17 protein-coding genes and 1 pseudogene are annotated in these 21,837 nt (G+C 66.6%); 11 read left to right on the top strand and 7 right to left on the bottom strand.

Features of this window, described 5'->3' with window-relative positions:
• The first annotated feature begins 10 nt into the window (after positions 1 to 10).
• A complete protein-coding gene (locus tag AC07O3_RS33195; RefSeq protein ID WP_495341373.1) occupies positions 11 to 916 on the top strand; it encodes a 2OG-Fe(II) oxygenase in 906 nt (301 codons plus the stop codon).
• 34 nt (positions 917 to 950) lie between these two features.
• On the opposite strand, the gene AC07O3_RS33190 is transcribed toward AC07O3_RS33195, so the two are convergent.
• On the bottom strand, positions 951 to 2,111 hold the full coding sequence (locus AC07O3_RS33190) for an ABC transporter substrate-binding protein (RefSeq protein ID WP_495341372.1): 1,161 nt from the start codon (positions 2,109 to 2,111) through the stop codon (positions 951 to 953).
• Positions 2,108 to 3,814 carry a tannase/feruloyl esterase family alpha/beta hydrolase gene (locus AC07O3_RS33185; RefSeq protein ID WP_495341371.1) on the bottom strand — a complete coding sequence of 569 codons (1,707 nt, stop codon included), beginning with the start codon at positions 3,812 to 3,814 and terminating at the stop codon, positions 2,108 to 2,110. The genes AC07O3_RS33190 and AC07O3_RS33185 overlap by 4 nt, the downstream gene beginning before the upstream one ends.
• A 213-nt stretch (positions 3,815 to 4,027) precedes the next feature.
• Between AC07O3_RS33185 and AC07O3_RS33180 the strand changes: the two genes are divergently transcribed.
• Positions 4,028 to 4,654, top strand: a complete 627-nt coding sequence (locus AC07O3_RS33180; RefSeq protein ID WP_093059564.1) for a TetR/AcrR family transcriptional regulator — start codon at positions 4,028 to 4,030, stop codon at positions 4,652 to 4,654.
• Positions 4,655 to 4,733: 79 nt separating this feature from the next.
• Here the strand turns inward: AC07O3_RS33180 and AC07O3_RS33175 are convergent, their stop codons facing one another.
• From AC07O3_RS33175 to AC07O3_RS33165, 3 genes are all read right to left on the bottom strand, one after another.
• Positions 4,734 to 7,298, bottom strand: a complete 2,565-nt coding sequence (locus AC07O3_RS33175; RefSeq protein WP_495341370.1) for a PepSY domain-containing protein — start codon at positions 7,296 to 7,298, stop codon at positions 4,734 to 4,736.
• Between the two features lie 52 nt (positions 7,299 to 7,350).
• Positions 7,351 to 9,471 carry a TonB-dependent siderophore receptor gene (locus tag AC07O3_RS33170; RefSeq protein ID WP_495341369.1) on the bottom strand — a complete coding sequence of 707 codons (2,121 nt, stop codon included), beginning with the start codon at positions 9,469 to 9,471 and terminating at the stop codon, positions 7,351 to 7,353.
• Between the two features lie 130 nt (positions 9,472 to 9,601).
• Complete coding sequence (locus tag AC07O3_RS33165) at positions 9,602 to 10,633, bottom strand: MBL fold metallo-hydrolase (RefSeq protein WP_354338125.1); 1,032 nt, start codon at positions 10,631 to 10,633, stop codon at positions 9,602 to 9,604.
• Positions 10,634 to 10,742: 109 nt separating this feature from the next.
• Between AC07O3_RS33165 and AC07O3_RS33160 the strand changes: the two genes are divergently transcribed.
• Both AC07O3_RS33160 and AC07O3_RS33155 read left to right on the top strand, forming a co-directional pair.
• Entirely contained in the window at positions 10,743 to 11,351 is a 609-nt protein-coding gene (locus tag AC07O3_RS33160) for a TetR/AcrR family transcriptional regulator (RefSeq protein WP_093059556.1), read from the top strand.
• Positions 11,352 to 11,545: 194 nt separating this feature from the next.
• Positions 11,546 to 12,415, top strand: coding sequence for an alpha/beta hydrolase (locus AC07O3_RS33155; protein ID WP_495341368.1), 870 nt, complete (start codon positions 11,546 to 11,548; stop codon positions 12,413 to 12,415).
• A 46-nt stretch (positions 12,416 to 12,461) separates the two neighbouring features.
• Here AC07O3_RS33155 and AC07O3_RS33150 read toward each other — a convergent pair whose 3' ends face one another.
• Both AC07O3_RS33150 and AC07O3_RS33145 read right to left on the bottom strand, forming a co-directional pair.
• The gene (locus tag AC07O3_RS33150; RefSeq protein ID WP_093081869.1) at positions 12,462 to 12,674 is read right to left on the bottom strand and encodes a hypothetical protein; all 213 of its coding nucleotides are present in this window, start codon (positions 12,672 to 12,674) and stop codon (positions 12,462 to 12,464) included.
• Between the two features lie 21 nt (positions 12,675 to 12,695).
• On the bottom strand, positions 12,696 to 12,950 hold the full coding sequence (locus AC07O3_RS33145) for a hypothetical protein (RefSeq protein ID WP_093059554.1): 255 nt from the start codon (positions 12,948 to 12,950) through the stop codon (positions 12,696 to 12,698).
• A gap of 337 nt (positions 12,951 to 13,287) precedes the next feature.
• Between AC07O3_RS33145 and kdpF the strand changes: the two genes are divergently transcribed.
• The 7 genes and pseudogenes from kdpF to AC07O3_RS33110 form a co-directional block, all read left to right on the top strand.
• Entirely contained in the window at positions 13,288 to 13,386 is a 99-nt protein-coding gene (gene kdpF, locus AC07O3_RS33140) for a K(+)-transporting ATPase subunit F (RefSeq protein ID WP_093059552.1), read from the top strand.
• A gap of 2 nt (positions 13,387 to 13,388) precedes the next feature.
• Positions 13,389 to 15,194: a potassium-transporting ATPase subunit KdpA gene (kdpA, locus tag AC07O3_RS33135; RefSeq protein ID WP_093081874.1), complete on the top strand. Its 1,806-nt coding sequence runs from the start codon at positions 13,389 to 13,391 to the stop codon at positions 15,192 to 15,194.
• Positions 15,195 to 15,204: 10 nt separating this feature from the next.
• Positions 15,205 to 17,307 (top strand): potassium-transporting ATPase subunit KdpB, encoded by a 2,103-nt coding sequence (gene kdpB / locus AC07O3_RS33130; protein ID WP_093081877.1) that lies wholly within the window; start codon positions 15,205 to 15,207, stop codon positions 17,305 to 17,307.
• Positions 17,308 to 17,320: 13 nt separating this feature from the next.
• Positions 17,321 to 17,902 carry a potassium-transporting ATPase subunit KdpC gene (kdpC, locus tag AC07O3_RS33125; protein WP_093059546.1) on the top strand — a complete coding sequence of 194 codons (582 nt, stop codon included), beginning with the start codon at positions 17,321 to 17,323 and terminating at the stop codon, positions 17,900 to 17,902.
• Between the two features lie 217 nt (positions 17,903 to 18,119).
• Positions 18,120 to 20,864 carry a DUF4118 domain-containing protein gene (locus AC07O3_RS33120; RefSeq protein WP_495341367.1) on the top strand — a complete coding sequence of 915 codons (2,745 nt, stop codon included), beginning with the start codon at positions 18,120 to 18,122 and terminating at the stop codon, positions 20,862 to 20,864.
• Between the two features lie 5 nt (positions 20,865 to 20,869).
• A complete protein-coding gene (gene kdpE, locus AC07O3_RS33115; protein ID WP_093179898.1) occupies positions 20,870 to 21,562 on the top strand; it encodes a two-component system response regulator KdpE in 693 nt (230 codons plus the stop codon).
• A gap of 95 nt (positions 21,563 to 21,657) precedes the next feature.
• A pseudogene (locus AC07O3_RS33110) lies at positions 21,658 to 21,837 on the top strand (hypothetical protein); the annotation flags it as partial.

The raw sequence follows: 21,837 nt of genomic DNA, 5'->3' as shown, positions 1-21,837 counted from the left end.
GTGGTGCCTCATGAGCACCGTCGTCCGCTTCTCGCCTGACCTGGGCCGCTGGCTCACGCACAACCTCAATGCCGGCCAGGCGCCGCACGCGTTGGTGGCCACCATGCTCAAGCAAGGCATGAACGAGCGCGCGGCGCAGGCCATCGTCGCGGCTTATGTCGATGCGCGCCAGCGTGGCGCAGCGATGCCGGCCGACGCCATCGAACTGCCGGACGAAGCTCCGGCCAAGCCCGTGGCGCGACTTGCACCAGGCACGCGGATTGCAGCGGCCGACCGCGAGATCGTCGTGCACTCGCGCGGCGAAGATCCGGTCTTTGCCGCGCTCGGCAACGTCGTGGATGCCGACGAGTGCAAGGGCATCATCGAAATGGCGCGCCCGCGCCTGAAGCCTTCCACGCTGGTCGATCCGATGAGCGGCCGCGATGTGGTGAGCGACAAGCGCGCCAGCTGGGGCATGTTCTTTCGCCTGGGCGAGAACGACCTGGTCGCCCGTCTCGACCGGCGCCTGTCGGCGCTGATGAACCTTCCGCTGGAAAACGGCGAGGGGCTGCAGGTGCTGTACTACCCGAGCGGCGCGGGCAGCGAGCCTCACTACGACTATCTGGCTCCCACCAACGCCGCCAACCGTGAATCCATCGCGCGAAGCGGCCAGCGCGTGAGCACCCTGGTGACCTATCTCAACGACGTGCAGGACGGCGGCCAGACCGTCTTTCCGCAACTCGGCCTGGCGGTTTCGCCGATTCGCGGCAATGCCTGCTACTTCGAGTACACCGATGAAAACGGCCGCGTCGACACGCGCTCCCTGCACGCCAGCGCGACCGTGACCCGGGGCGAGAAGTGGGTCATGACCAAATGGATGCGCGAGCGCCGCTTCGTGGCCGCCGGCGAAGTCGCGAGGCCCTTCGCGGGGCTTTGAAGATCGTCTTCGTGCCCATCCGGATTTCTACGGATCAGCGCAAGACCCGTTTCGAGGCACCGACGATCGTCAGCTCGACATAGCTCGATCCGTTGTGGTTGCGGTCGGAGAAGCGCACCACATATCCGCCGAGGTCGAGTTCGCGCAGGCCTTCGAGGCCTCGCACGAGGCTCTCGCGCGTTGGGGACGGACCGGCCTGCTGCAATCCTTCGACGAGCACCTTGGCGGAGACGAAGCCCTCCATGTGGTTGTAGCCGACCTCCACTGCCTTGCGGCTCGCAAGGTCGGAGAGTTCGCGCGCAAGCTTTGTGGCGTTGCCCCACGGGTAGGGCATCACCTGGGCGATGGCGACTCCCTTGCTGCGATCGCCGAGCGCCTGAATCAGCTGCTGGGAGCTGACCACGGACAAGGCATAGAACTGCGCGCTCGCCCCGGACGATTGATAGGCCGCGATGAAGTCGCTCGTGACCTTACCCGCCGTGGCCAGGATGATCACCGGCGGCCTGGAGCGCGCGAGGTCTTGCGCCGCCTCTTGCAGCCTGCTGCCGTCGATCTCCAGCGGCGTTGCCGCCGCAAGCGCCACGCCACGTTTGGCGGCTGCGCTCTTGACGGCGTCGAGTCCTCCCGCGCCGAACGAGTTGTTCAGATAGGCCACGCCCACGCGATCGATGCCCAGGACGCTGAGGTGCTGCACGATCTTCTCGATCTCGTCCGCATAACCCGCGCGCACGTTGAAGACGTATTTGTCGAGGCTGCTGCGCAGGACATCGGTTCCGGTGAAGGGCGCGATCAGCGGCACCTTATACTCCCGCAATACCGGCAGCGCGGCCAGGGTGGTCGGCGTGCCCGCGAGATTGAAGAGCGCGAAAACGCCATTCTTCTCGATCAACTGCCGCACGTTTTCTGCCGTGCGCTTGGGGTCGTAGGCGTCGTCGAGCGCGACGAGCCTGATCTGCCGCCCGTGCACACCGCCCTTGGCATTGACCTGCTCGAAGCACCACCCGGCGCCTTCCTGGAGTTCGCGCGTCAGCGGGGCGAGCGGGCCGCTCAGCTGGCACGACTGGCCGATCAGGATCTCGGTGTCTGCTTCGTCGCGTGGAGCCGGCGACGCCCATGGCGCGGCAACCAGCGCCGCCGCACCCGCCCCCATGGCTTGCAAGGCTCGACGTCGCGTTGCCGTAGTTGCGGCCGTCACGGCGTGCAGGTGAAGCTGGCCGCAGAGTTGACGTCGCCCGTCCCGTTGTAGCGCGGATACTTCGGCGCCTCGCAGACCGGCATCGTGCGGGCCGTGGCGCCCACCCTGAAGTTGTAGGTCAGCTGATCCGGCGCCTTGCTGTTCTCCACCCAGTCGACGATGGCGCCGAGCCAGTCGACCTCGGCCAGGTTGCCGCCCGCCCCGTGGGTCGAAGCGGGAACGATGAACATGCGGGCGTTGGTGCGAGGGGCGGCCAGCCCGAACGTCTTGGCGACACCGGACATGGTGGTGAAGTTGCGGACGTGATCGTTGACCGACAGCAGCGGATCCCCTGCGTCGTGCCACGAGAGCAGCTTGCGGCCCGATGCCACGTAGGCCGCGATGGCGTTCTTGTCATGGTCGGCGCCGATGCGTTGAAGGCCGCTGCTGAAGACGTAGTAGTCGCGGTTGATGTCGAAGGTGGCCAGGTTGGGGGCCGGCGCCGTGCCCGGGGGAGGCGCACCGAACCACAGCGGATCGTTCGTTGCCAGGAACGCGAAACCGCCACCCAGGCCGCCATAGCTCGTGACGCCCAGCGCCGGCACGCCGGGAATGGGGGACGCAGGAGCGAAGTTGGTCCAGTTGTACTTGCTGTACGCAGTGGCGCCGGTGGCCAGCGTCAGGTCGCTGAGCAGGCCCGCGAGCGTGGGCACCTGCGCAGCCGACAGGCACAGGGTGGGGTCGGCATTCGCGCCGGGTTGGCCGCATTGCAGCGATGCGGCGGGGAGGGTGCACGCGCCGGGGTTGGCGAGGTAGCCATCGGTCGCGCCGTCGCTGGCGTCGCAGGCTGTCACTGCGGCTGTGTAGGCGGCGGCGTACTGGGCAGGGGTGATTTCAGCCGCCGTGGCCGCCTTGGCGGCCGTGTTCATCAGGCCGGTGACGGCCCCGCCCATGTCCATGGTTTCACAGCCGGCGACGATGCCGTCGAACTCCTGGGGCCAGCGCTGTGCGGCGATGTAGGCGTTGCGGCCTCCGTTGGAGCAGCCGTTGAAGTAGCTGTGGGTCGGCGCCTTGCCGAAGAAGACCTTGGCGACGGCCTTGCCGAAACGCACCGTGGTGCCTCCCGCGGCGTACGCATAGTCGACGGCCGACTGCTGGCCATCGGGCGTGCCGCTCACCCACACGCCCGGCGCGGCCTGCGCGGGAACGCTGGCCCGGTTGCCTCCGTTGGATGCCGCGTACACCGCGCCCTTCAGGGCGAGCGTGGGGTCGACCGCGGTCACGGCACCGCCCGCGTCCTTCGTCACCGCCGAGGGGATGCGTCCGTCGAAACCGCCGCCGCCCTGCTGCCAGTAGCGTCCGGTCCAGTTGTCCGGCACATCGATCTCGATGTCGAGGAAGGGCGCGCGCGTGCCGAGCACCTGGCAAAAGCCCGACGAATAGATCGGCGCCTTGGCCTCGAAGCGCGCAGTGCCCGTGACGGTCACGCCCTCGATGACCTGTCCGGTGAGCGCGTTGCAGGTGGCCTTGAGCTGCTCGGCGGTGGGACCCGCAGGCGGCGGCGGTGCGGGAGGAGCCGGTGCAGGCGCGGGTGCAGGAACGATCGGCAGAAAGCCACCGCCTCCTCCCCCGCCGCCTCCTCCGCAGGCCTGCAGGGCCAGGCCCGCAGCCAGCAGCAAGCCCTTGGGCAGCAGGGCTCGGGGGACACGTTTTTCGTCGCGCATGGTCGTCTCCAATGTTTGTTTTGTGCACCGGATATCCGGTGCATCTCGTTGGGTCGGGGTGATTGTCAAGGTACCGACCGACCGGTCGGTATTGGGCTGGGCGAGACTAACGCAGGAGCGCGAATACAGGCAAGCGGCGAAAGCTCGGGACTAACCCCTAAGATCGGCGATCGCGCTGTCGCCGCCTGGCGCAGGGCTCATCCATCCCGACCCATGACCGTTGACTCCCCCTCTTCCCGCCCGGGCGACCAGCGCAGCCTGATCGCCAGGAGCGCCGCCGAGCTGTTCGCCCGCAAGGGCTACGCAGCAACGTCGATGAACGAGATCGCCGAAGCCAGCCATCTGTCCAAGCCCGGCCTGTACCACCACTTCAAGGACAAGGCCGAGGTGTTGTTCTATATCGCGCACGGCCATGTCTCGCGCCTGGTCGACATCGTGACGGGGGTGGAGGCGCTGGACCTCGCTGCCGAGCAGCGGCTGCCCGAGCTGATCGAGGCGTTCATGCTCGAGTACGCGGAGGCGCAGAACGAGCACCGCGTGCTCACCGAGGACGTGCGCTTCCTGGACCCTGAGGCGCAAGCCCGCGTGCTCGACAAGGAGCGCACGGTGGTGCAGGTGTTTGCCGACGCCATTGCCGCGTCGCGCCCGGACCTGCACGATGCGCAGCTTCACAAGCTGCTGACGATGTTCCTGTTCGGCATGCTCAACTGGATGTTCACCTGGTTCCGCCCCGAGGGGCGCTTCACCTACGAGCAGATGGTCCCGATCGCGACTCAGCTGTTCGTGAACGGCATCTCAGGGATGGACATCGAACCACGGAAGACAACGCGCAAGCAGTAGCGCGAGCAACTCGAGACCAATCTCTTCGGGATGCTGCACATGAACCGGGCCTTCGCCGGATACGGCGTCCCGCCGTGACTCAATAGACATCGCGGCGATAGCGGCCCTGCGCGACCAGGTCGTCGAAGACCTGTTCACCCAGAGCCTCGCGCAGCGCCGAATCGACGCCCGGAGCCATGCCTTCGAGGCTGCCGCAGACATAGATCACGGCACGCTCGGCAACCCATTGCCGCAGAGCGTCGGCAGTTTCGCGCAACCGGTCTTGCACGTACCGGCGTTGGGCCTGGTCGCGGGAGAACACCAGGTCGACGCGCTCCAGCGCTCCGGCGGCCTGCCATTGCGCGATGTCCGTGGCGCAGAAGGAATCGTGCGCGGCGTTCCGCTCGCCGTAGACCAGCCAGTTGCGCCCGTGTCCTCGCCGCGCGCGTTCGCGAAGATGCGCGCGCAGGCCCGCGAAGCCGGAACCGTTGCCGATGAAGATGCACGGCACCTCGTCGTCGACCAGCGCAAAACCGGGATTGGGCAGCAGGCGCAGCTCGATGGCGGCGTCAGCGGGAGCCGAGGCGGTCAGCCAGCCCGATGCGATGCCCAGTCCGTCATCGTGGCGGACCTGGCGCACCAGCAATTGCACGCAACCGTCCGTTGTGATCGATGCCACCGAGTAGCTGCGCGGCGCCAGCGGCACCAGTGTGTCGGCCAACGCCTGCGCGGTTGCGGCGGGTGTTGCCGTTGTAAGCGTGCTGCGAGACAGGGCATCTTCGAGCGTGCGCTCATGGCCATCGAAGCGGACGAGCGTTCGTCCGTCGAGCCCGGCGCTGCGCAGGAACTGTTCAACCGCAGGGCCAGCCTGGCGCGGCAGCAGTTCGACGAGTGCGCCTGGCTTCCAGGCTTTCGAATCGGGGCGGGCCAGTTCGATCTCGAAGAGGGGCGCGCCTTGACTGCCTGCGTTGAGCAGGGTGCGGCGCACGAGGCGCCACGGCTCGAAGGGTGCCACCTTCGGCTGGTGTCTTTGCCACGTGTCGACCTGCACGGCGAACGTGTCGGCCAGCGACTGCTGCCAGCGCGCAAGGGCGGCGGCATCGCCGTTGCTCACCTCGATCATCGGGAACAGCGCCTGCGCGCCATGGCCGCGCAGATCGTGGTCGAGCGCCCTGCCGAAGCCGCAGAAGTTGGCGTAGTGCCTGTCACCCAATGCGAGCAAACCGTAGTGCACGTTTTGCAAGCCCGACCCAGTCTGTCGCGCGAACTGGCGTGCAAAGGCGCGCAGGCTGTCTGGCGGATCGCCGTCGCCGAAGGTGCTGGCCACCAGCAGCACCTTGCGGTAGCGCTGCAGCGCATCCACGCTCAGGCGCACCAGTGGCTGCAGCACCACCGCGACGCCAGCCGATTGCAGCACCGCCGCCGTCTGCAACGCGATGCGCTCTGCATGGCCGGTCTGGGTCGCGAAGGTGAGCAGCACGGGCTCGGCGCCGTGGCTGTCCGGTGGCAGGGCCGGGCTGAGGCGTGCGCGTTCGTCGCGCACCGCGCGCTTCGTGCGCCGGCGCCCGAGATAGAGCATCCATCCCGTGATTGCGAACAGCGACAGCCCCAGGCTGCTGAGCGTCATCACGATGCGGCCCGGCAGGCCCCAGTAGGTTCCCATGTGCAGCGGATAGATGCTGTTGACCAGCCGGCCCGCCAATGGCTTGTCGGCGTAGCGTTCATGTTGCGTGGCTTCGCCGGTGACGGCGTCGAGATAGAGGCGGTTGCGTGCGCGCTCGTGCTCCGGGTTGGCACGCAGGTAGGTCGCTTCGATCTGCGTTGCGTTGCGCGTGGGCATGCGCAGCGTGACCAGGCTCCAGTCGCCGTTGGTTTCCTGCAGGAAGGATTGCCACACTCGTTGCAGGTCGGGCTTGGGCGCCGCAGTTGCCTTGGCAGCCGCGCCGCCGGCCTGCATGCGCTGCGTGCGGACCATGCGACCTTCGCCTGCTGCGTTGTCGACCAGCGTTCGCACACCATCGAAGCCCCAGTAGAGGCCCGTCAGGCTGGAGGCCAGGTACGCCAGCAGTGCAATGGTGCCGACCACCGCATGCAGGTTCCAGAGGAATGCGCGACCGGTGAGCGCGAAGTCCAGCTTCAACCAGGCCCGCCAGGCAAGCGGCCGGCGCGGCCAGCGCAGATAGAGGCCCGACAACGCCAGGATCAGCAGGCCCGTGGCCAGGGTGCCGGTGACGGGCTTGCCTGTGTCGCGGGGCAGCAGCAGCCATCGATGCAGGCTTTCGACAAACTCGAAGAAGGCGTCGCCTTTCGGCTCGGGCAGCAGCTCGGCCGTCCATGGATCGACCAGCCGCACTTCGCCCTGGCGCTGGCCTTCCGGTGGGGCGAAGTTGACGCGTGCCGGCCGCCCGGGTTCGGCAAACACGGTGAGCGTGACGATCCGGCGCTTCGGATGCGCCGCCTGCAGCTGCTGTGCCAGTGCCGCGGGCAACAGCGCCGTCGCGCCGCCCGGGTTGGGCGCATGGCGCAGTTCGGGATTGATCGCGTCGATGATCTCGGCGCGAAAGGAGAGCGTGGCGCCGGTCAGCCCGATCAGCACGAGCACGGACCCGGCCGTGATGCCGATGAACCAGTGGATCTGGAACCAGGCGCGCCTCAGGAGGGCCATGTCGGGAAGTGGGGTTGGGGCCGCCGTGGGCGCGGCTGGGTTGTTGTTGGTGTCAGAGATCGATCTTCAGCGTTGCCTTGACCGAGCGCGGCGTTCCAACGGCCAGCCGCGTGCCGGCCGCCGCCCAGTAGCGCTTGTCGGCGACGTTGTCGATGTTGATCTGCCACAGGGTGCGCTTGCCGAACAGCTGCGTGACGTAGCGGGCGCCCAGGCCGAAGATGGTGTTTCCGCCGATGAACGCCTGGTTCAGGTCGTCCACCGGGCGCCGCCCCGTGTAGTAGGCCCCGCCGTTGACCGACAGGCCCGGCACTGCCGCGATGTCGTACGAGAGGAAGGCGCTGGCTGTCTGCTTGGCGGTGTTCTCGGGCATCTTCCCGTTGTACTGCGCGTTGATATCGCGGAACTCTGCGTCGAGCGATTGGGCCGAGAGTTGCCAAGCGAGTGCGCGGGTCAGGCGGCCCTGTGCCGAGAGTTCGAGGCCGCGGTAGCGCTGCCGGCCGTCGGCCACGAAGGTGTTGGCGCTGTTGGTGTAGGCGCCCGGGCGTTCGATGTCGAACAGGGCGCCGGACAGCAGCATGCCCCCGCTGGTGAGCCAGCGCAGGCCGATTTCTTTCTGCTTGCTCACGCCGGGCGGCATGTGGGCGTTCTGGTTGGTGGTGCCGGCGGGTGCGATTTCGCCTTCCTCGACGCCTTGTGCGTACGACACGTAGCCCACCAGGTCGGGCGTGAACTTGTAGCTGAGCGCCGCGAGCGGCGTGGTCTTGCGCACGTCGAAGGCGATCAGGGGGATCGTGGCGCTCGCGCCCTGCGTGCTCTCGAAGTGCGTATGGCGCGCACCGACCACCAGTTGCCATTGCGGCGAGAGGGTGATGCGGTCGAGTGCGTAAAGACCCAGTTCCTTGCTGTCCTGTGCCCCGGTGGTGGGCCGGGTCGGGAGCGCGGTCAGCGGCAGGTAGCCGATGACGACCGGGTTGTACAGGTTCTGCGCGGTACTCGCGCCGCCGTAGTTGCGCTGGTAGATCGGATCCTGAGTTTTCTTGCTCTGCGCGGCGCCGATGGTGAGTTCGTGCTGCACGCTGCCGGTCGAGAAGGTGCCGAAAAGCTCCGTGCGGAACAGGTCGGAGGTCTGCTTCAGGCTCTGGTCGTTGCCGGTGATGCGGCCTGCGCCGGTCAGCACGTTGTAGTTGCTGAAGCTGGCGAGCCTGCGGTCGCGCTCGGCTTCGGAGTGACCGGCTTCCACCGTCAGTGCCCAGTTGTCGCTGAGCGAATAGTCGGCGCGCAACTGGGTGTTGGTGACTTCGGCGTCGAAGACCGCCCAGGCCGGGCCCAGCAGCCTGTCCGGGTCGGGCAGGGCTGGCAGGGTGATCACGCCGTTGACGGCCGCCGGCCTCGTGATGCCGGCCTGCTCGGTGATGCGCTTGCGGTAGTTTTCTACGTCGGCCTTGAGGGTGAGGCGGCTGTTGACGCGCCAGTCGAAAGCGGCCGACACGAACCTGCGATTGCCGTCTATGCCGTCGATGTTGGAGCCGACGCGGCCGCCGGCCGCGTTGATTCGCACCCCGAACTGGTTCTGGTTGCCGAACTGGCGCCCGATGTCGGTGGAGGCCTGCAGGGAGCCCTTGTCGTCGACGGTGAGGCCGACGGAAGTCACCGGCGTGCTGCCGGCGCGCTTGGTCACCAGGTTGATGATGCCGGCCGGCGTGGTGAAGCCGTAGTAGAGCGCCGAGGCCCCCTTCAGCACCTCGACACGCTCCTTGTTCTCCATGGGGATCTCGGAGACGTTGGGAATTGCGAGGGAGCCGTTGAGCCGGTAGTTCGTCCGGTTCTCGACCGCAATGCCGCGGATCACGAGCTGGTCGAAGGTGTCGCCGCCGTTCTGCTGGCGCGTCACGCCGGCGGTGTTGCGCAGCACGTCGTAGATACCTGTCGCGCCCTGGAGCTCGAACACGTCGCTCGTGACCGTGTTGACCGTCGCGGGAACCTCCAGGATGTTGGCGCCCCGGAATGTGCCGGCCTCCACGGTGTTCGCGACGAACCCGTTGGTCGCGCTGGATTGCACCGTGACTGTGCTGAGCTGCCCGGACGCATCGGAGGCGGGATCGGGCGTTTGTGCGTGAGAGTGAGAAACGGCGCCCGCGAGCGCGAGTGGCGTTGCCAGAAGGAGCTTGTGCATGGGAGCGTGCGAGCCCGCGCCGCGTGCAAGCGCGCAGTACTCAAAGAGAATTCACGCGAAGTTTATCTCATGCGTACGGATGAGAATCATTCTCTATTTTGTGCGGGTGCCTTCGATGCGGAGTTTGCTGCTAGAGCTCGCGCCACCAGCGCCGCCCCGTGTGCGGCTGGGCCAGCGACAGTTGTTCGCCCATGGCCGGTGTGGCCAGCTCGATGCCGGCTGCTTCAGCCAGTGCCTGGATGCGGTCGAAGGGCTCGTGCCAGGCGTGCATCGCCAGGTCGAAGGTGCCGTTGTGCACGGGCATCAGCCAGCGGCCTTTGAGATCGAGATGGGCCTGCAGCGTTTCTTCGGGCTGCATGTGCACTTCGGGCCACTGTGCGTCGTACGCGCCGGTTTCGAGCATCGTCACATCGAAGGGGCCGAAGCGCTCGCCGATGGTCTTGAAGTCGGCGTGGTAGCCGGTGTCGCCGCTGAAGAACAGGCGCAGGTCGCCGGCCATGATCACCCACGACACCCACAGGGTGCGATCGCTGTCGGTAAGGCTGCGCCCGGAAAAATGCTGCGCCGGCACCGCCACCAGCCGCACGCCCGCCACAGCCGTCTGCTGCCACCAGTCGAGCTGCTGCACCTTGGCCGCGTCCACGCCCCAGGCGATCAGGCGGTCGCCCACGCCGATGGGCGTGATGAACACATCCACCTTCGGCGCCAGCTTCACGATGGCTGCGTGGTCGAGATGGTCGTAGTGGTCGTGCGACAGGATCACGCCCTTGATCGGCGGCAGATCGTCGATGGCAATGGGCGGTGCATGAAAGCGCTTCGGCCCCATCCACTGGAACGGTGATGCGCGTTCGGAGAACACCGGGTCGGTAAGCCAGAACTCGCCGGCGAGCTTCAGGAGCAGGGTGGAATGCCCGAGACGGAACAGGCTTGCGTCGGGTGCGGCGGCCAGTGCTGCCGCGCTGAGGGGCTGCACCGGAATCGGCGCGCGCGGCACCGTGGTGTCGGGCTTCTGCGTCAATATGCGCCAGGCGATGGCGAGCGTCTTGGCGAAGCCGGGTTCCTCGCGCGGCACGACGTTGCGGAACTTGCCGTCAAGCTGTCGCGGCGACGAGGCGCGAACGACGGGCTCGCTGCGGCGAAGGCAGAGGGACTGGTTGGTCATGCGGAGCACTCCGATCAAGAGGGAGGATAAAAAGTACACCACGCGGTGTAATTTTTCGGAGTGTACAGCGAAATTCAAAAAAGTAAACTCAGCGGTGTAAAATCCGCCAATGACCCAGGCTATACGTCTTACCGACCGCAAGCGCGAGGCGATCGTCCAGGCCGCCATCGCCGAGTTCCGCGCCAGCGGCTTCGAGGCTACGAGCGTCGACAAGATCGCCGCCCGCGCCGAGGTTTCGAAGCGCACGCTGTACAACCACTTTCCGAGCAAGGACGAACTCTTCGCCGAGATCCTGCGCGTGCTGTGGGAAAGCGCCGCGAGCCAGGAAGAGCTGCCCTATCGCGCCGATGCGCCGGTGCGCGAGCAGTTGCTCGCGCTGCTGATGCAGAAAATGTCCCTGCTGGCCGACGACAACTTTCTCGACCTTGCACGCGTGGCCATCGCGGCCGCCATCCATTCGCCCGAACGCGTGCAGGAGATGATGAATCGCCTGGGCCAGAAAGAAGGCGGGGTGCTCGGCTGGATTCGCGCCGCTCAGAAGGACGGCCGCCTGAAGGCAGGCGACGCTTCACTGGCCGCGCAGCAACTGGAGAGCCTGGTCAAGGGCGTGGCCTTCTGGCCGCAGGTCGCGCTGGGCCAGCCCAAGCTGGCGCCGCGTGCGCAGCGGCAGATCGCCAATGCGGCGGTAGACCTGTTCCTCAGCCACTACGAGGCATAAGCCAAGACTCGCGCTGCTGCACGAGATTACGGCCGTCCGCGCCCGCAAGGTGCCGACGGCCGTAATTTCGTGCGTCACTTTCATCCCCGCCAACGCGGCTGCCGTCAACCCTCAAGAGCGGAAAACAGCTTCACCACTAAATACTTGACACTTAAACTATTGAGTCGTAAATTTACGGCACCACGAGAGTTCGTGTGCGGCTTTCGGTGGCATCGCCCGTAACGCACTTGTTCAATCAGCAGCGCGCTGATGCGCGCATTCAGGAGTTGCAAATGTCCATGCTCAAGATCGCAAAGCTCTTCACCGCCGCTTTCGGCGCCGCAGTCATCGCAACGGGTGCGGCCAGCGCTGCCACCGCCACGACGGCAAAGCCCGGCATCGTTCTGGTGCACGGTGGTTTCGTCGACGGTTCCGGCTGGGAAGGCGTCTACAAGATCCTCACGAAGGATGGGTACGACGTCACCATCGTCCAGAACCCGACCATCTCGCTGGCGGACGACGTCGCCGTCACGAAGCGCGCAATCGCCGCCCAGAAGGGGCCGGTCGTTCTCGTCGGTCACTCGTATGGCGGTGTCGTCGTCACCGAGGCAGGCAACGACGAAAAAGTGGCGAGCCTGGTCTATATCGCTGCGTTTGCTCCCGACAAGGGCGAGTCGGTCGACTCGCTGATCAAGAACCCGCCGCCTGGCGCGCCGGTGCCCCCGATCCTCCCGCCGGTCGACGGCTTCCTGATGCTTGACAAGACGAAGTTCGCTGCCTCTTTCGCAGCGGACGTGAAGGGCGAAACGGCCGCGTTCATGGCGAATTCGCAGGTGCCATGGGGTGTTGCAGCCCTCGCCGGCGCGGTGAGCGAACCGGCATGGAAGTCGAAGCCGAGCTGGTACCTCGTGGCCAAGGACGACAAGATGATCCCGCCGCCTGCGCAGCGCAACATGTCCAAGCGCGCGGGTTCCGTCGTCACGGAAGTCCCAGGCAGCCACGCCGTCTACGTTTCGAATCCCAAGGCTGTTGCTGCGTTGATCAAGCAAGCCGCGAACAAGGTGTCTGTCGCCGCCGCCAAGTAATGAATCCGGAGGCTGCCTGGTGCGACGCACCGGGCAGCACCGTCAGTCAACGCTTGTGCTCGCGCGCCAACTCCTTCAGCGCGAGAAAGCCGTCTTCCAATGCAAGATCGAATTCAGGGAAGTTCTTCGGAGAGCGCGCCACCTGCACATCGATGATGTCCGTCTCCTTGCGCTCCATGAGCGTCCAGGAAAACGCGTGAGGTTCAACCTCGTCGATGATGACCCGCAACTGGCTTGCCGGGACCATGGTGCGTTCCAAGGTGCGGCCTCTGGCGGAGTTTCAGTGTGCTGCCAGGACCTGCGCCTGATAGGACACATCCAGCAGCTTTCCCTTTCTCGCGTAGTAGCGGTCGAGCCGCCACTCCTTCAGGATTTCCATCGCAAGACTGAAGGTGCCGAGGCTCAGCGTGTAGAGGCTGGCAAGAGGGAAGTCGCCCTCGGATTCCAGGGCCAGCACCAGTCGGGCCAGAGTCAGGGACTCCTCGCCGTTCGGGTCGGCCGTGATGATCTGGCGTGCTTCTTTGATCGCGTTCATCGGGGTCCTTTGTGGGGTCTTTCGAGCGCTGTCACTGCGGCGAACCGCAGCCTTGGCCTACCGGCAGCCGTCAAGGGGCACGTGCTTTCGCATGTTTCAAAGCGATGCGTCGTTCCTTCGCATACCGCGCTCTCCGGATTTTTATATTCTTTTTACAGCCCGCTCCCAAGATTTATCCCTGTTTTTACGCGCGCCTGCAGAGACTCACTGACTTGTTTCGTTTGCAGGAGTGATGAATGGACATCGTGTGGATTGCCGCCATTGCGGTCATGTGGGTCGTAGTGGCCGAACTGGTAGTCGGGCTGCACAAGCTCGATACGCCCAAGGGAGAACGGCCATGATCGGACTTGAAGTCCTCTACGGGTTCGCCGGGCTTATCGCCGTGATCCTGTTTGCCTACCTCGTCTTTGCGCTCATCTGCGCCGAGGAGTTCTGATCATGAGTAGCTCGGCCTGGGGGCTTCTGGCCTTCTATCTCGTCGTGCTGCTGTTGCTTGCATGGCCGCTCGGACGTTTCCTGGCGGCGATGTGCAATGGCCATATGCCGCGTTGGACTCAACGCGTCGAAGCACCTCTCTACAAGCTTGCCGGGGTCTCGCCCGACAGCTCCATGCACTGGCGCAGCTACGCCTTTGCGCTGCTCGCGTTCAACGCGGTCGGTGCACTGGCTGTCTATGGCCTGCAACGACTGCAGGGCTGGCTGCCGTTCAACCCGGCGGGCATGACGGCCGTGTCGCCCGACTCGGCCTTCAACACCGCGGTGAGCTTCGTCTCCAACACCAACTGGCAGGGCTATGCCGGTGAATCGACCATGAGCTATCTCACGCAGATGCTCGGCCTCACGGTGCAGAACTTCTTCTCCGCCGCCACGGGCATTGCAGTGGCCTTCGTGCTGGTGCGCGGCTTTGCGGCGCGCCGCACCGACGGCAAGGGCTTCGTGGGCAACTTCTGGGTCGATGTCACGCGCATCACGACCTGGCTTTTGCTGCCGATCTCCTTCGTGCTCGCGATGCTCCTCGCGGGCCAGGGCGTGATCCAGAACTTCGACGCCTACAAGACGGTGGACACGCTCGAGACCACCGCCTTCCAGCAGCCGAAGAACGACGCCAATGGCCAGCCGCTGAAGGACGACAAGGGCCAGCCGGTGATGGAAGACGCCACCACCAAGACGCAGACGCTCGCCATGGGCCCGGTTGCTTCGCAGGAAGCCATCAAGATGCTCGGCACCAACGGCGGCGGCTTCTTCAATGCCAACTCGGCGCATCCGTACGAGAACCCGACGGCGTTTGCGAACCTGCTGCAGATGCTCGCGATTTTCGTGATCCCGGCGGCGCTGTGCTTCACCTTCGGCCGCGTGGTCGGCGACATCCGCCAGGGCTGGGCCGTGCTCGCGGCCATGACGGTGATCTTCGTCATCGCCGTGGTCGTGCTCACCCCCGCCGAGCAGGCCGGCAACCCGCTGCTGACGCCGCTGGGCGTCGACCAGGTGTCGAGCGTGCTGCAAAGCGGCGGCAACATGGAAGGCAAGGAAGTGCGCTTCGGCATCGACGCCTCGGCCCTCTTCGCCGCCATCACCACGGCCGCCTCGTGCGGCGCGGTGAACGCCATGCACGACTCGCTCACCCCGCTCGGCGGCATGGTGCCCATGGTGCTGATGCAGCTCGGCGAAGTGGTGTTCGGCGGCGTGGGCACCGGGCTCTACAGCATGCTGATCTTCGCGATCCTGGCGGTGTTCATCGCCGGCCTGATGATCGGCCGCACGCCCGAGTACCTCGGCAAGAAGATCGAGGTCTATGAGATGAAGCTCACCTCGGTCGCCATTCTTGTGACGCCGATCCTGGTGCTGGCCGGCACGGCCGTTGCCGTGATCGCCGATGCGGGCAAGGCCGGCATCGCCAACCCCGGCGCGCATGGGTTCTCGGAGATCCTGTACGCGCTGACCTCGGCCGGCAACAACAACGGCAGCGCCTTCGCGGGTTTGTCGGCCAACACGCCGTTCTACAACGCGCTGCTGGCGGTCGTCATGTGGTTCGGCCGCTTCGGCGTGATCGTGCCGGTGCTCGCCATTGCCGGTGCGCTCGCCGCCAAGAAGCGCCTTCCGGTCACGGCCGGCACCATGCCCACGCATGGGCCGCTGTTCGTGACGCTGCTGATCGGCACCGTGCTGCTGGTGGGCTTGCTCAACTACGTGCCGGCGCTCGCGCTGGGACCGGTCGTCGAGCACCTGATGCTGTGGGCGAAGTGAGGCCCGGACCATGACTACAAAGACCAATACTTCCCTTTCGCTGTTCGATGCAGCGCTTCTGCGGCCCGCCCTCTGGGCCTCCGTCACTAAGCTGAGCCCGCGGGTGCAGTGGCGCAATCCGGTGATGTTCATCGTCTACATCGGCAGCATCCTGACGACGCTGCTCTGGGTGCATGCGATGAGCTTCCCGGGCGACACCGGCATGAAGCCCGCCTTCGTGCTGGCCGTGACCATCTGGCTGTGGTTCACCGTGTTGTTCGCCAACTTCGCCGAAGCACTGGCAGAAGGCCGCAGCAAGGCGCAGGCCGCCTCGCTGCGCGGCCTGCGCAAGGACACCTGGGCCAAGAAGCTGCATGAGCCGCACCATGGCGCGCAGTGGCTGCCCGAACAGGCGCCCAACCTGCGCAAGGGCGACGTCGTGCTGGTCGAGACCGGTGACGTCATTCCGCTCGACGGCGAAGTCATCGAAGGCGTGGCCTCGGTCGACGAAAGCGCCATCACCGGCGAATCGGCGCCCGTGGTGCGCGAATCGGGCGGCGACTTCTCGGCAGTGACCGGCGGCACCCGCGTGCTGTCCGATTGGCTGGTGGTGCGTGTCTCGGTGAACCCGGGCGAGTCGTTCCTCGACCGCATGATCACCATGGTCGAGGCCGCCAAGCGCCAGAAGACGCCCAACGAGATCGCGCTCACCATCCTGCTGGTTGCGCTCACGCTGGTGTTCCTGATCGTCACCGCCACGCTGCTGCCGTTCTCGATATTCAGCGTCGGTGCATCCAATGCGGGAACCGTGGTGTCGCTCACCGCGCTGGTCGCGCTGCTGGTGTGCCTGATCCCGACCACCATCGGCGGCCTGCTGTCGGCCATCGGCGTGGCCGGCATGAGCCGCATGATGCAGGCCAACGTGATCGCCACCTCGGGCCGCGCGGTGGAAGCCGCCGGCGACGTCGATGTGCTGCTGCTCGACAAGACCGGCACCATCACGCACGGCAACCGCCAGGCCACTTCGTTCCTGCCCGCGCCCGGCATTCCGAAGGCCCGCCTGGCCCGCTCTGCGATGCTCGCATCGCTGGCCGACGAAACGCCCGAAGGCCGCAGCATCGTGGAGCTGGCCCGCCGCGACGGCCTCGACGCAGCGACGTCGGTCGAGGGCGCGCATTTCGTGCCCTTCACCGCGCAGACCCGCATGAGCGGCGTCGACCTGCCCGCCGCGCCCAACAGCCTCGACACTGATGCCGTCCAGCTGCGCAAGGGCGCGGTCGATGCAGTGCGCCGCCACGTCGAGGCGCTCGGCGGCAGCATGGCGCCCGAGGTGCTGCGCGCGGCCGAAGAAGCGGCCCGTCGCGGCAGCACGCCGCTGGCCGTGGCCGAAGGCAACCGCGTGCTTGGCGTGGTCGAGCTCAAGGACATCGTCAAGACCGACATCAAGGAGCGCTTTGCCGAGCTGCGCCGCATGGGCATCAAGACGGTGATGATCACCGGCGACAACAAGCTCACCGCCGCGGCCATCGCAGCCGAAGCCGGCGTCGACGACTTCCTGGCCGAAGCCACACCCGAAGACAAGCTCGCGCTCATCCGCCAGTACCAGGCCGAAGGCCGCCTCGTGGCCATGACCGGCGACGGCACCAACGACGCCCCCGCGCTCGCGCAGGCCGACGTGGCCGTGGCCATGGGCAGCGGCACGCAGGCTGCGAAGGAGGCCGGCAACATGGTCGACCTCGACTCCAACCCGACCAAGCTGCTCGAAGTGGTGGAAACCGGCAAGGCGCTGCTGATGACGCGCGGCTCGCTCACCACCTTCTCGATTGCGAACGACGTGGCGAAGTACTTCGCCATCATTCCGGCGATCTTCGTATCGACCTATCCGCAACTGGGCGCGCTCAACGTGATGCGGCTCGCGAGCCCGTCGTCGGCCATTCTGAGCGCGGTGATCTTCAACGCGCTGGTCATCGTGTTCCTGATTCCGCTGGCATTGAAGGGCGTGCGCTACCGGCCCGTCGGCGCCGCCGCGCTGCTGCGCCGCAACCTTGCCATCTATGGCCTGGGCGGCCTGGTCGTCCCCTTCATCGGCATCAAGTTGATCGACTGGCTTCTTGTAGCCGTCCATCTCGTCTGAGGAGTTCCCAATCATGAACAACAACGGCAATATCGTTCGTCCCGTGCTCGTGGTCTTTGCGCTGCTGAGCGCACTCACCGGCCTGATCTATCCGATGGCCGTCACTGGCGCCGCGAAGGCGGTGTTTCCTTCGCAGGCGGCGGGCAGCCTGATCGTGCTCGACGGCACGACCGTGGGCTCCAGGCTCATCGGCCAGAACTTCAGCGACCCGAAGCACTTCTGGGGCCGGCCGTCGGCCACCGCGCCGCAGCCCTACAACGCGACCGCCTCGGGCGGTTCGAACCAGGGGCCGCTCAACCCCGCGCTGACCGATGCGGTGAAGGCGCGCGTCGAGGCGCTGCGCGCGGCCGATCCGGGCAACACCGCGCCGGTGCCGGTCGACCTCGTCACGGCTTCGGCCAGCGGGCTCGACCCCGACATCAGCCCCGCCGCCGCGCAATACCAGGCCGCGCGCGTGGCGCGCGTACGCGGCGTGCCGATCGAGCAGGTCAACGCGCTGATTGCAAGCAACACCCAGGCTCCGCTGTTCGGCTTGCTGGGCGAGTCGCGCGTCAACGTGCTGTCGCTCAACATTGCCCTCGACAAGGTGAAGTAAGGAGCGACGACTCCCGCGTCGCGCGAGCTGCACCATGGTGACTGACCTGTTCCACGTCCTTTGCGCGATGGCGGCGCTGTTCATTCCTCTGGGGTTCGCGTGGTTCATCGTGTCCCGCACTGCGCGCCGGCATGCGCGTGGAGCCAGGCGCAGGGAGTCCAAGGCAAGCAGTCCTGCCTCGCGCAAGGGCCCCACGCAACGCTAGCAGGCCTTGTCCATGCAAGATGTCATTCGCCCGGACCCCGATGCCCTGCTGGCCCAATTGCGAAACGACGAAGCGCGCGCACTGCGCGGCAAGCTGCGCATCTACTTCGGCGCCAGTGCCGGTGTCGGCAAGACCTGGGCGATGCTGAGTGCCGCGCAGCGCGAGCGCACCACAGGGCGCGACGTGCTGATCGGCGTGGTCGAGACCCACGGCCGCACCGAAACCGCCGCGCTGCTCACGGGGCTCGACACACTGCCGCTGCGCGAGCTGGACTACCGCGGCCGCACTCTCGCCGAATTCGATCTCGATGCCGCGCTCGCGCGCAAGCCCGCCGTGCTGCTGGTCGACGAACTGGCTCACACCAACGCCCCCGGCTCGCGCCACGCCAAGCGCTGGCAGGACGTGCAGGAACTGCTGGCCGCCGGCATCGAGGTGTGGTCTGCCCTCAACGTGCAGCACCTCGAAAGCCTCAACGGCACGGTCGGCGCGATCACCGGCGTGCGTGTGCACGAGACCGTGCCCGACACTGTGCTCGACGAGGCCGACGAGGTGGTGCTGGTCGACGTCACGCCCGACGAACTCACGGCGCGGCTCGCGGCCGGCAAGGTCTACCTGCCGCAGCAGGCCGAGCGCGCTGCGCAGAACTTCTTTCGCAAGGGCAACCTGATCGCATTGCGCGAGATCGCACTGCGCCGCACCGCCGAGCATGTGGAAGACGACGTGCGTGGCTGGCGCGTGGAGCAATCGGGCGCTGGCGGCAACGGGCAGGGCCGCGAGCTGCAGGCCTGGAACACCTCGGGCGCGATCCTCGCCTGCGTGGGCCCGCATGAAGGCGCGGCGCAGACGGTGCGCACGGCGGCGCGTCTCGCGGGTCAACTGAATGTGCGCTGGCATGCGGTGTATGTCGAAACGCCCAGGTTGCAGCGGCTTGCCGCGGAGGAGCGCGATCGCATCCTTGCAGTGCTGAAGCTGGCCGAGGAACTGGGCGCGGTGACTGCGGTGCTGACTGGCGTCGACGTCGCGGTGGAACTTGCCGGGCAAGCCCAGCGGCTCAACTGCGCAACGCTGGTCGTGGGGCGCGCCGAACCGGCCGAAGGCTGGCTGCGATGGTGGCCTTCGGCCGCGCTGACGCGTGAACTCGCCCGCCACGCTCCAGGCCTCGACATCGTCGAGGTCGCGCGAGCCGAAAGCTCCCGGCGCATTGCGCATGGGCGCCCCGGCCGGCTTGCCGACGACAACGTGGAAGACACGGACAGGCCACGAGCGCGATGGCCCGGCTACGCCTTTACCGCGGCGATCAGCGTGGGCATCACGCTGGTTGCCATGCCGCTGTCGAATGTGCTGGAGCTGACCAACATCGTGATGCTGTTCCTGCTCGGCGTAGTCGGTTCGGCGCTGCGCTTCGGGCGCGGACCGGCGGCATTCGCCGCGCTGCTCAACGTTGCGGCCTTCGACTATTTCTTCGTGCCGCCGCGGCTGTCCTTCAGCGTCAGCGACGTGCAGTACGTCCTGACCTTCGTCGTCATGCTCGGCGTCGGCCTGCTGGTGGGGCAGCTCACGGCCGGGCTGCGCTTCGCGGCCGGCGTGTCCGCCAGCCGCGAGCGACGGGCGCAATCGCTGTTCGAACTCACGCGCGAGCTGTCGGCTGCGCTCGAGAGCACGCAGGTTGTCGAGCTCGGAGCAGCGGCGGTCGAAGGCCATTTCGGCGGCCGTGCGCTGGTGCTGGTGACGGACGCGAACGACCGTCTCGTGATGCCGTCGCAGGCACCCAAGGGATTCGACGCCTCCGTCGCCGATTGGTCGTTTCGCCAGGGCCAGCCGGCCGGACTCGCAACCGCCACGCTGGCGGCACAACCTTGGCACTACGTGCCGCTGCAGGCGCCGATGCGCATTCGCGGCGTGCTCGCGCTGTCGCCGGCGCAGCCGCGCTGGCTGCTGATTCCCGAGCAGGCGCAGCAACTCGAGACGCTGGCGCGGCAGATCGCCATCGCGCTGGAGCGCGTGCATTACGTCGAGGTGGCCCAGCAGGCGGTGGTCGAAATGGAATCGGAGCGCCTGCGCAACGCCTTGCTCGGAGCAATTTCGCATGACGTACGCACCCCGCTCACAGCGTTGATCGCACTGGCCGAGTCGCTGCAGAACCTGCCGTCCGACGAGCACGTGGAGGCCGCTCGCGCAATCGTCTCGCAGGCACACCAGCTCCACGCGCTGGTCAGCAATCTGCTGGACATGGCGCGCCTCGAAAGCGGCATTGCCGGCGGCGCGGTGAACCTGCGGCGCGACTGGCAGTCGGTGGAAGAAGTCCTCGGGTCGGCGATCCGGGCGGCCGAACCGGCGCTGGGCGGCGTGCATGTGCAGACGGTGCTGCCGGTCGACTTGCCGCTCGTCGAGTTCGATGCCGTGCTCATCGAGCGCGTGCTCGTCAACCTGCTGGAAAACGCCGCGAAATACGGCGCGCCGCCGATCGTGGTGAGCGGCTCCGTCACCGACGCCGCCCTGGTGCTCACGGTGCGCGACCACGGGCCCGGCCTGCCCGACGTCGTGAAGGGCCATGAGCAGACGCTGTTCGACAAGTTCACGCGTGGCCAGGCGGAATCGGCCACGCCTGGCGTCGGCCTGGGTCTTGCCATCTGCAAGGCCGTGGTCAATGCACACGGCGGAGACGTGACTGCCTCGAACGCGCAGGACGGTGGCGCCGAGTTCGTCGTGACATTGCCGCGGCGGGCCCCGCCGGTATCCATGGAAGCCCAGCTCTGAAGAACATGTCCTCACACACAGCCGTTGTCATTGAAGACGAGCCGCAGATCCGGCGGTTCGTGCGTGGTGCGCTCGAAACCGAAGGCTGGCAGGTGCACGAGGCCGGCACGCTGCGCGAAGGCCTGACGGCCGCAGGAACCCGCAGGCCCGACCTGCTCGTTCTGGACCTTGGACTGCCGGACGGCGACGGCGTATCGCTCATCCTCGATGTTCGCCGCTGGTCCGCCGTGCCGATCATCGTGCTGTCGGCACGCACCAGCGAGGCCGACAAGATCACCGCGCTGGATGCCGGCGCCGACGACTATCTGACCAAGCCCTTCGGCGCAGGCGAGTTGCTGGCGCGCGTGCGGGCCACGCTGCGCCGGCCGCGCCCGATCAGCGGTGCGGAGGAGGCCGAAGCCGTCTTTCGCTTCGGCGAGGTGGAGGTCGACCACGTTGCCCGGGTGGTGCGGCGCGCCGGTGTCGAAGTGCACCTCACGCCAACGGAATATCGCCTCCTGTCGGTGTTGATTGCCAACGTGGGGCGCGTGCTGACGCAACGCCAGTTGCTGATCACTGTGTGGGGTCCGGCGCAGACGGAGCAGAACCACTATCTGCGCATCTACATGGGGCATCTGCGCCAGAAACTGGAAGTCGACCCTGCGCAGCCGCGCCATCTGTTGACCGAGACGGCGGTGGGCTACAGGCTGTCCGTCTGACCAGGTCCGGCAGCGCCGGAGCATGAAGCCGCGATGAAATCTTTATGCGCGCGGCGCTACTTTTTACAAGGCTTTTATGAGGCGGCTTCTAGGCTATGCGCTTCCGTTTTTTTAACTATTGCCTCATGAAAAAAATCCCCAGCAGGGCCGCTTCCACCATCGCAGTCAAGCACGCGCTCGTGTTGATCACCGCATTCGCCGCTTCGGGCGCAGCCCTGGCGCAAACAGCAACGACGGATGCCGCAGCAGCACCGGCAGCCGCTCCCGCCCCGAAT

The organism is Variovorax sp. GW821-FHT09D05, from assembly GCF_059416325.1.
Note: the sequence above shows the minus strand (reverse complement) of the source record. Positions and strands in the feature narration are given on the sequence as shown.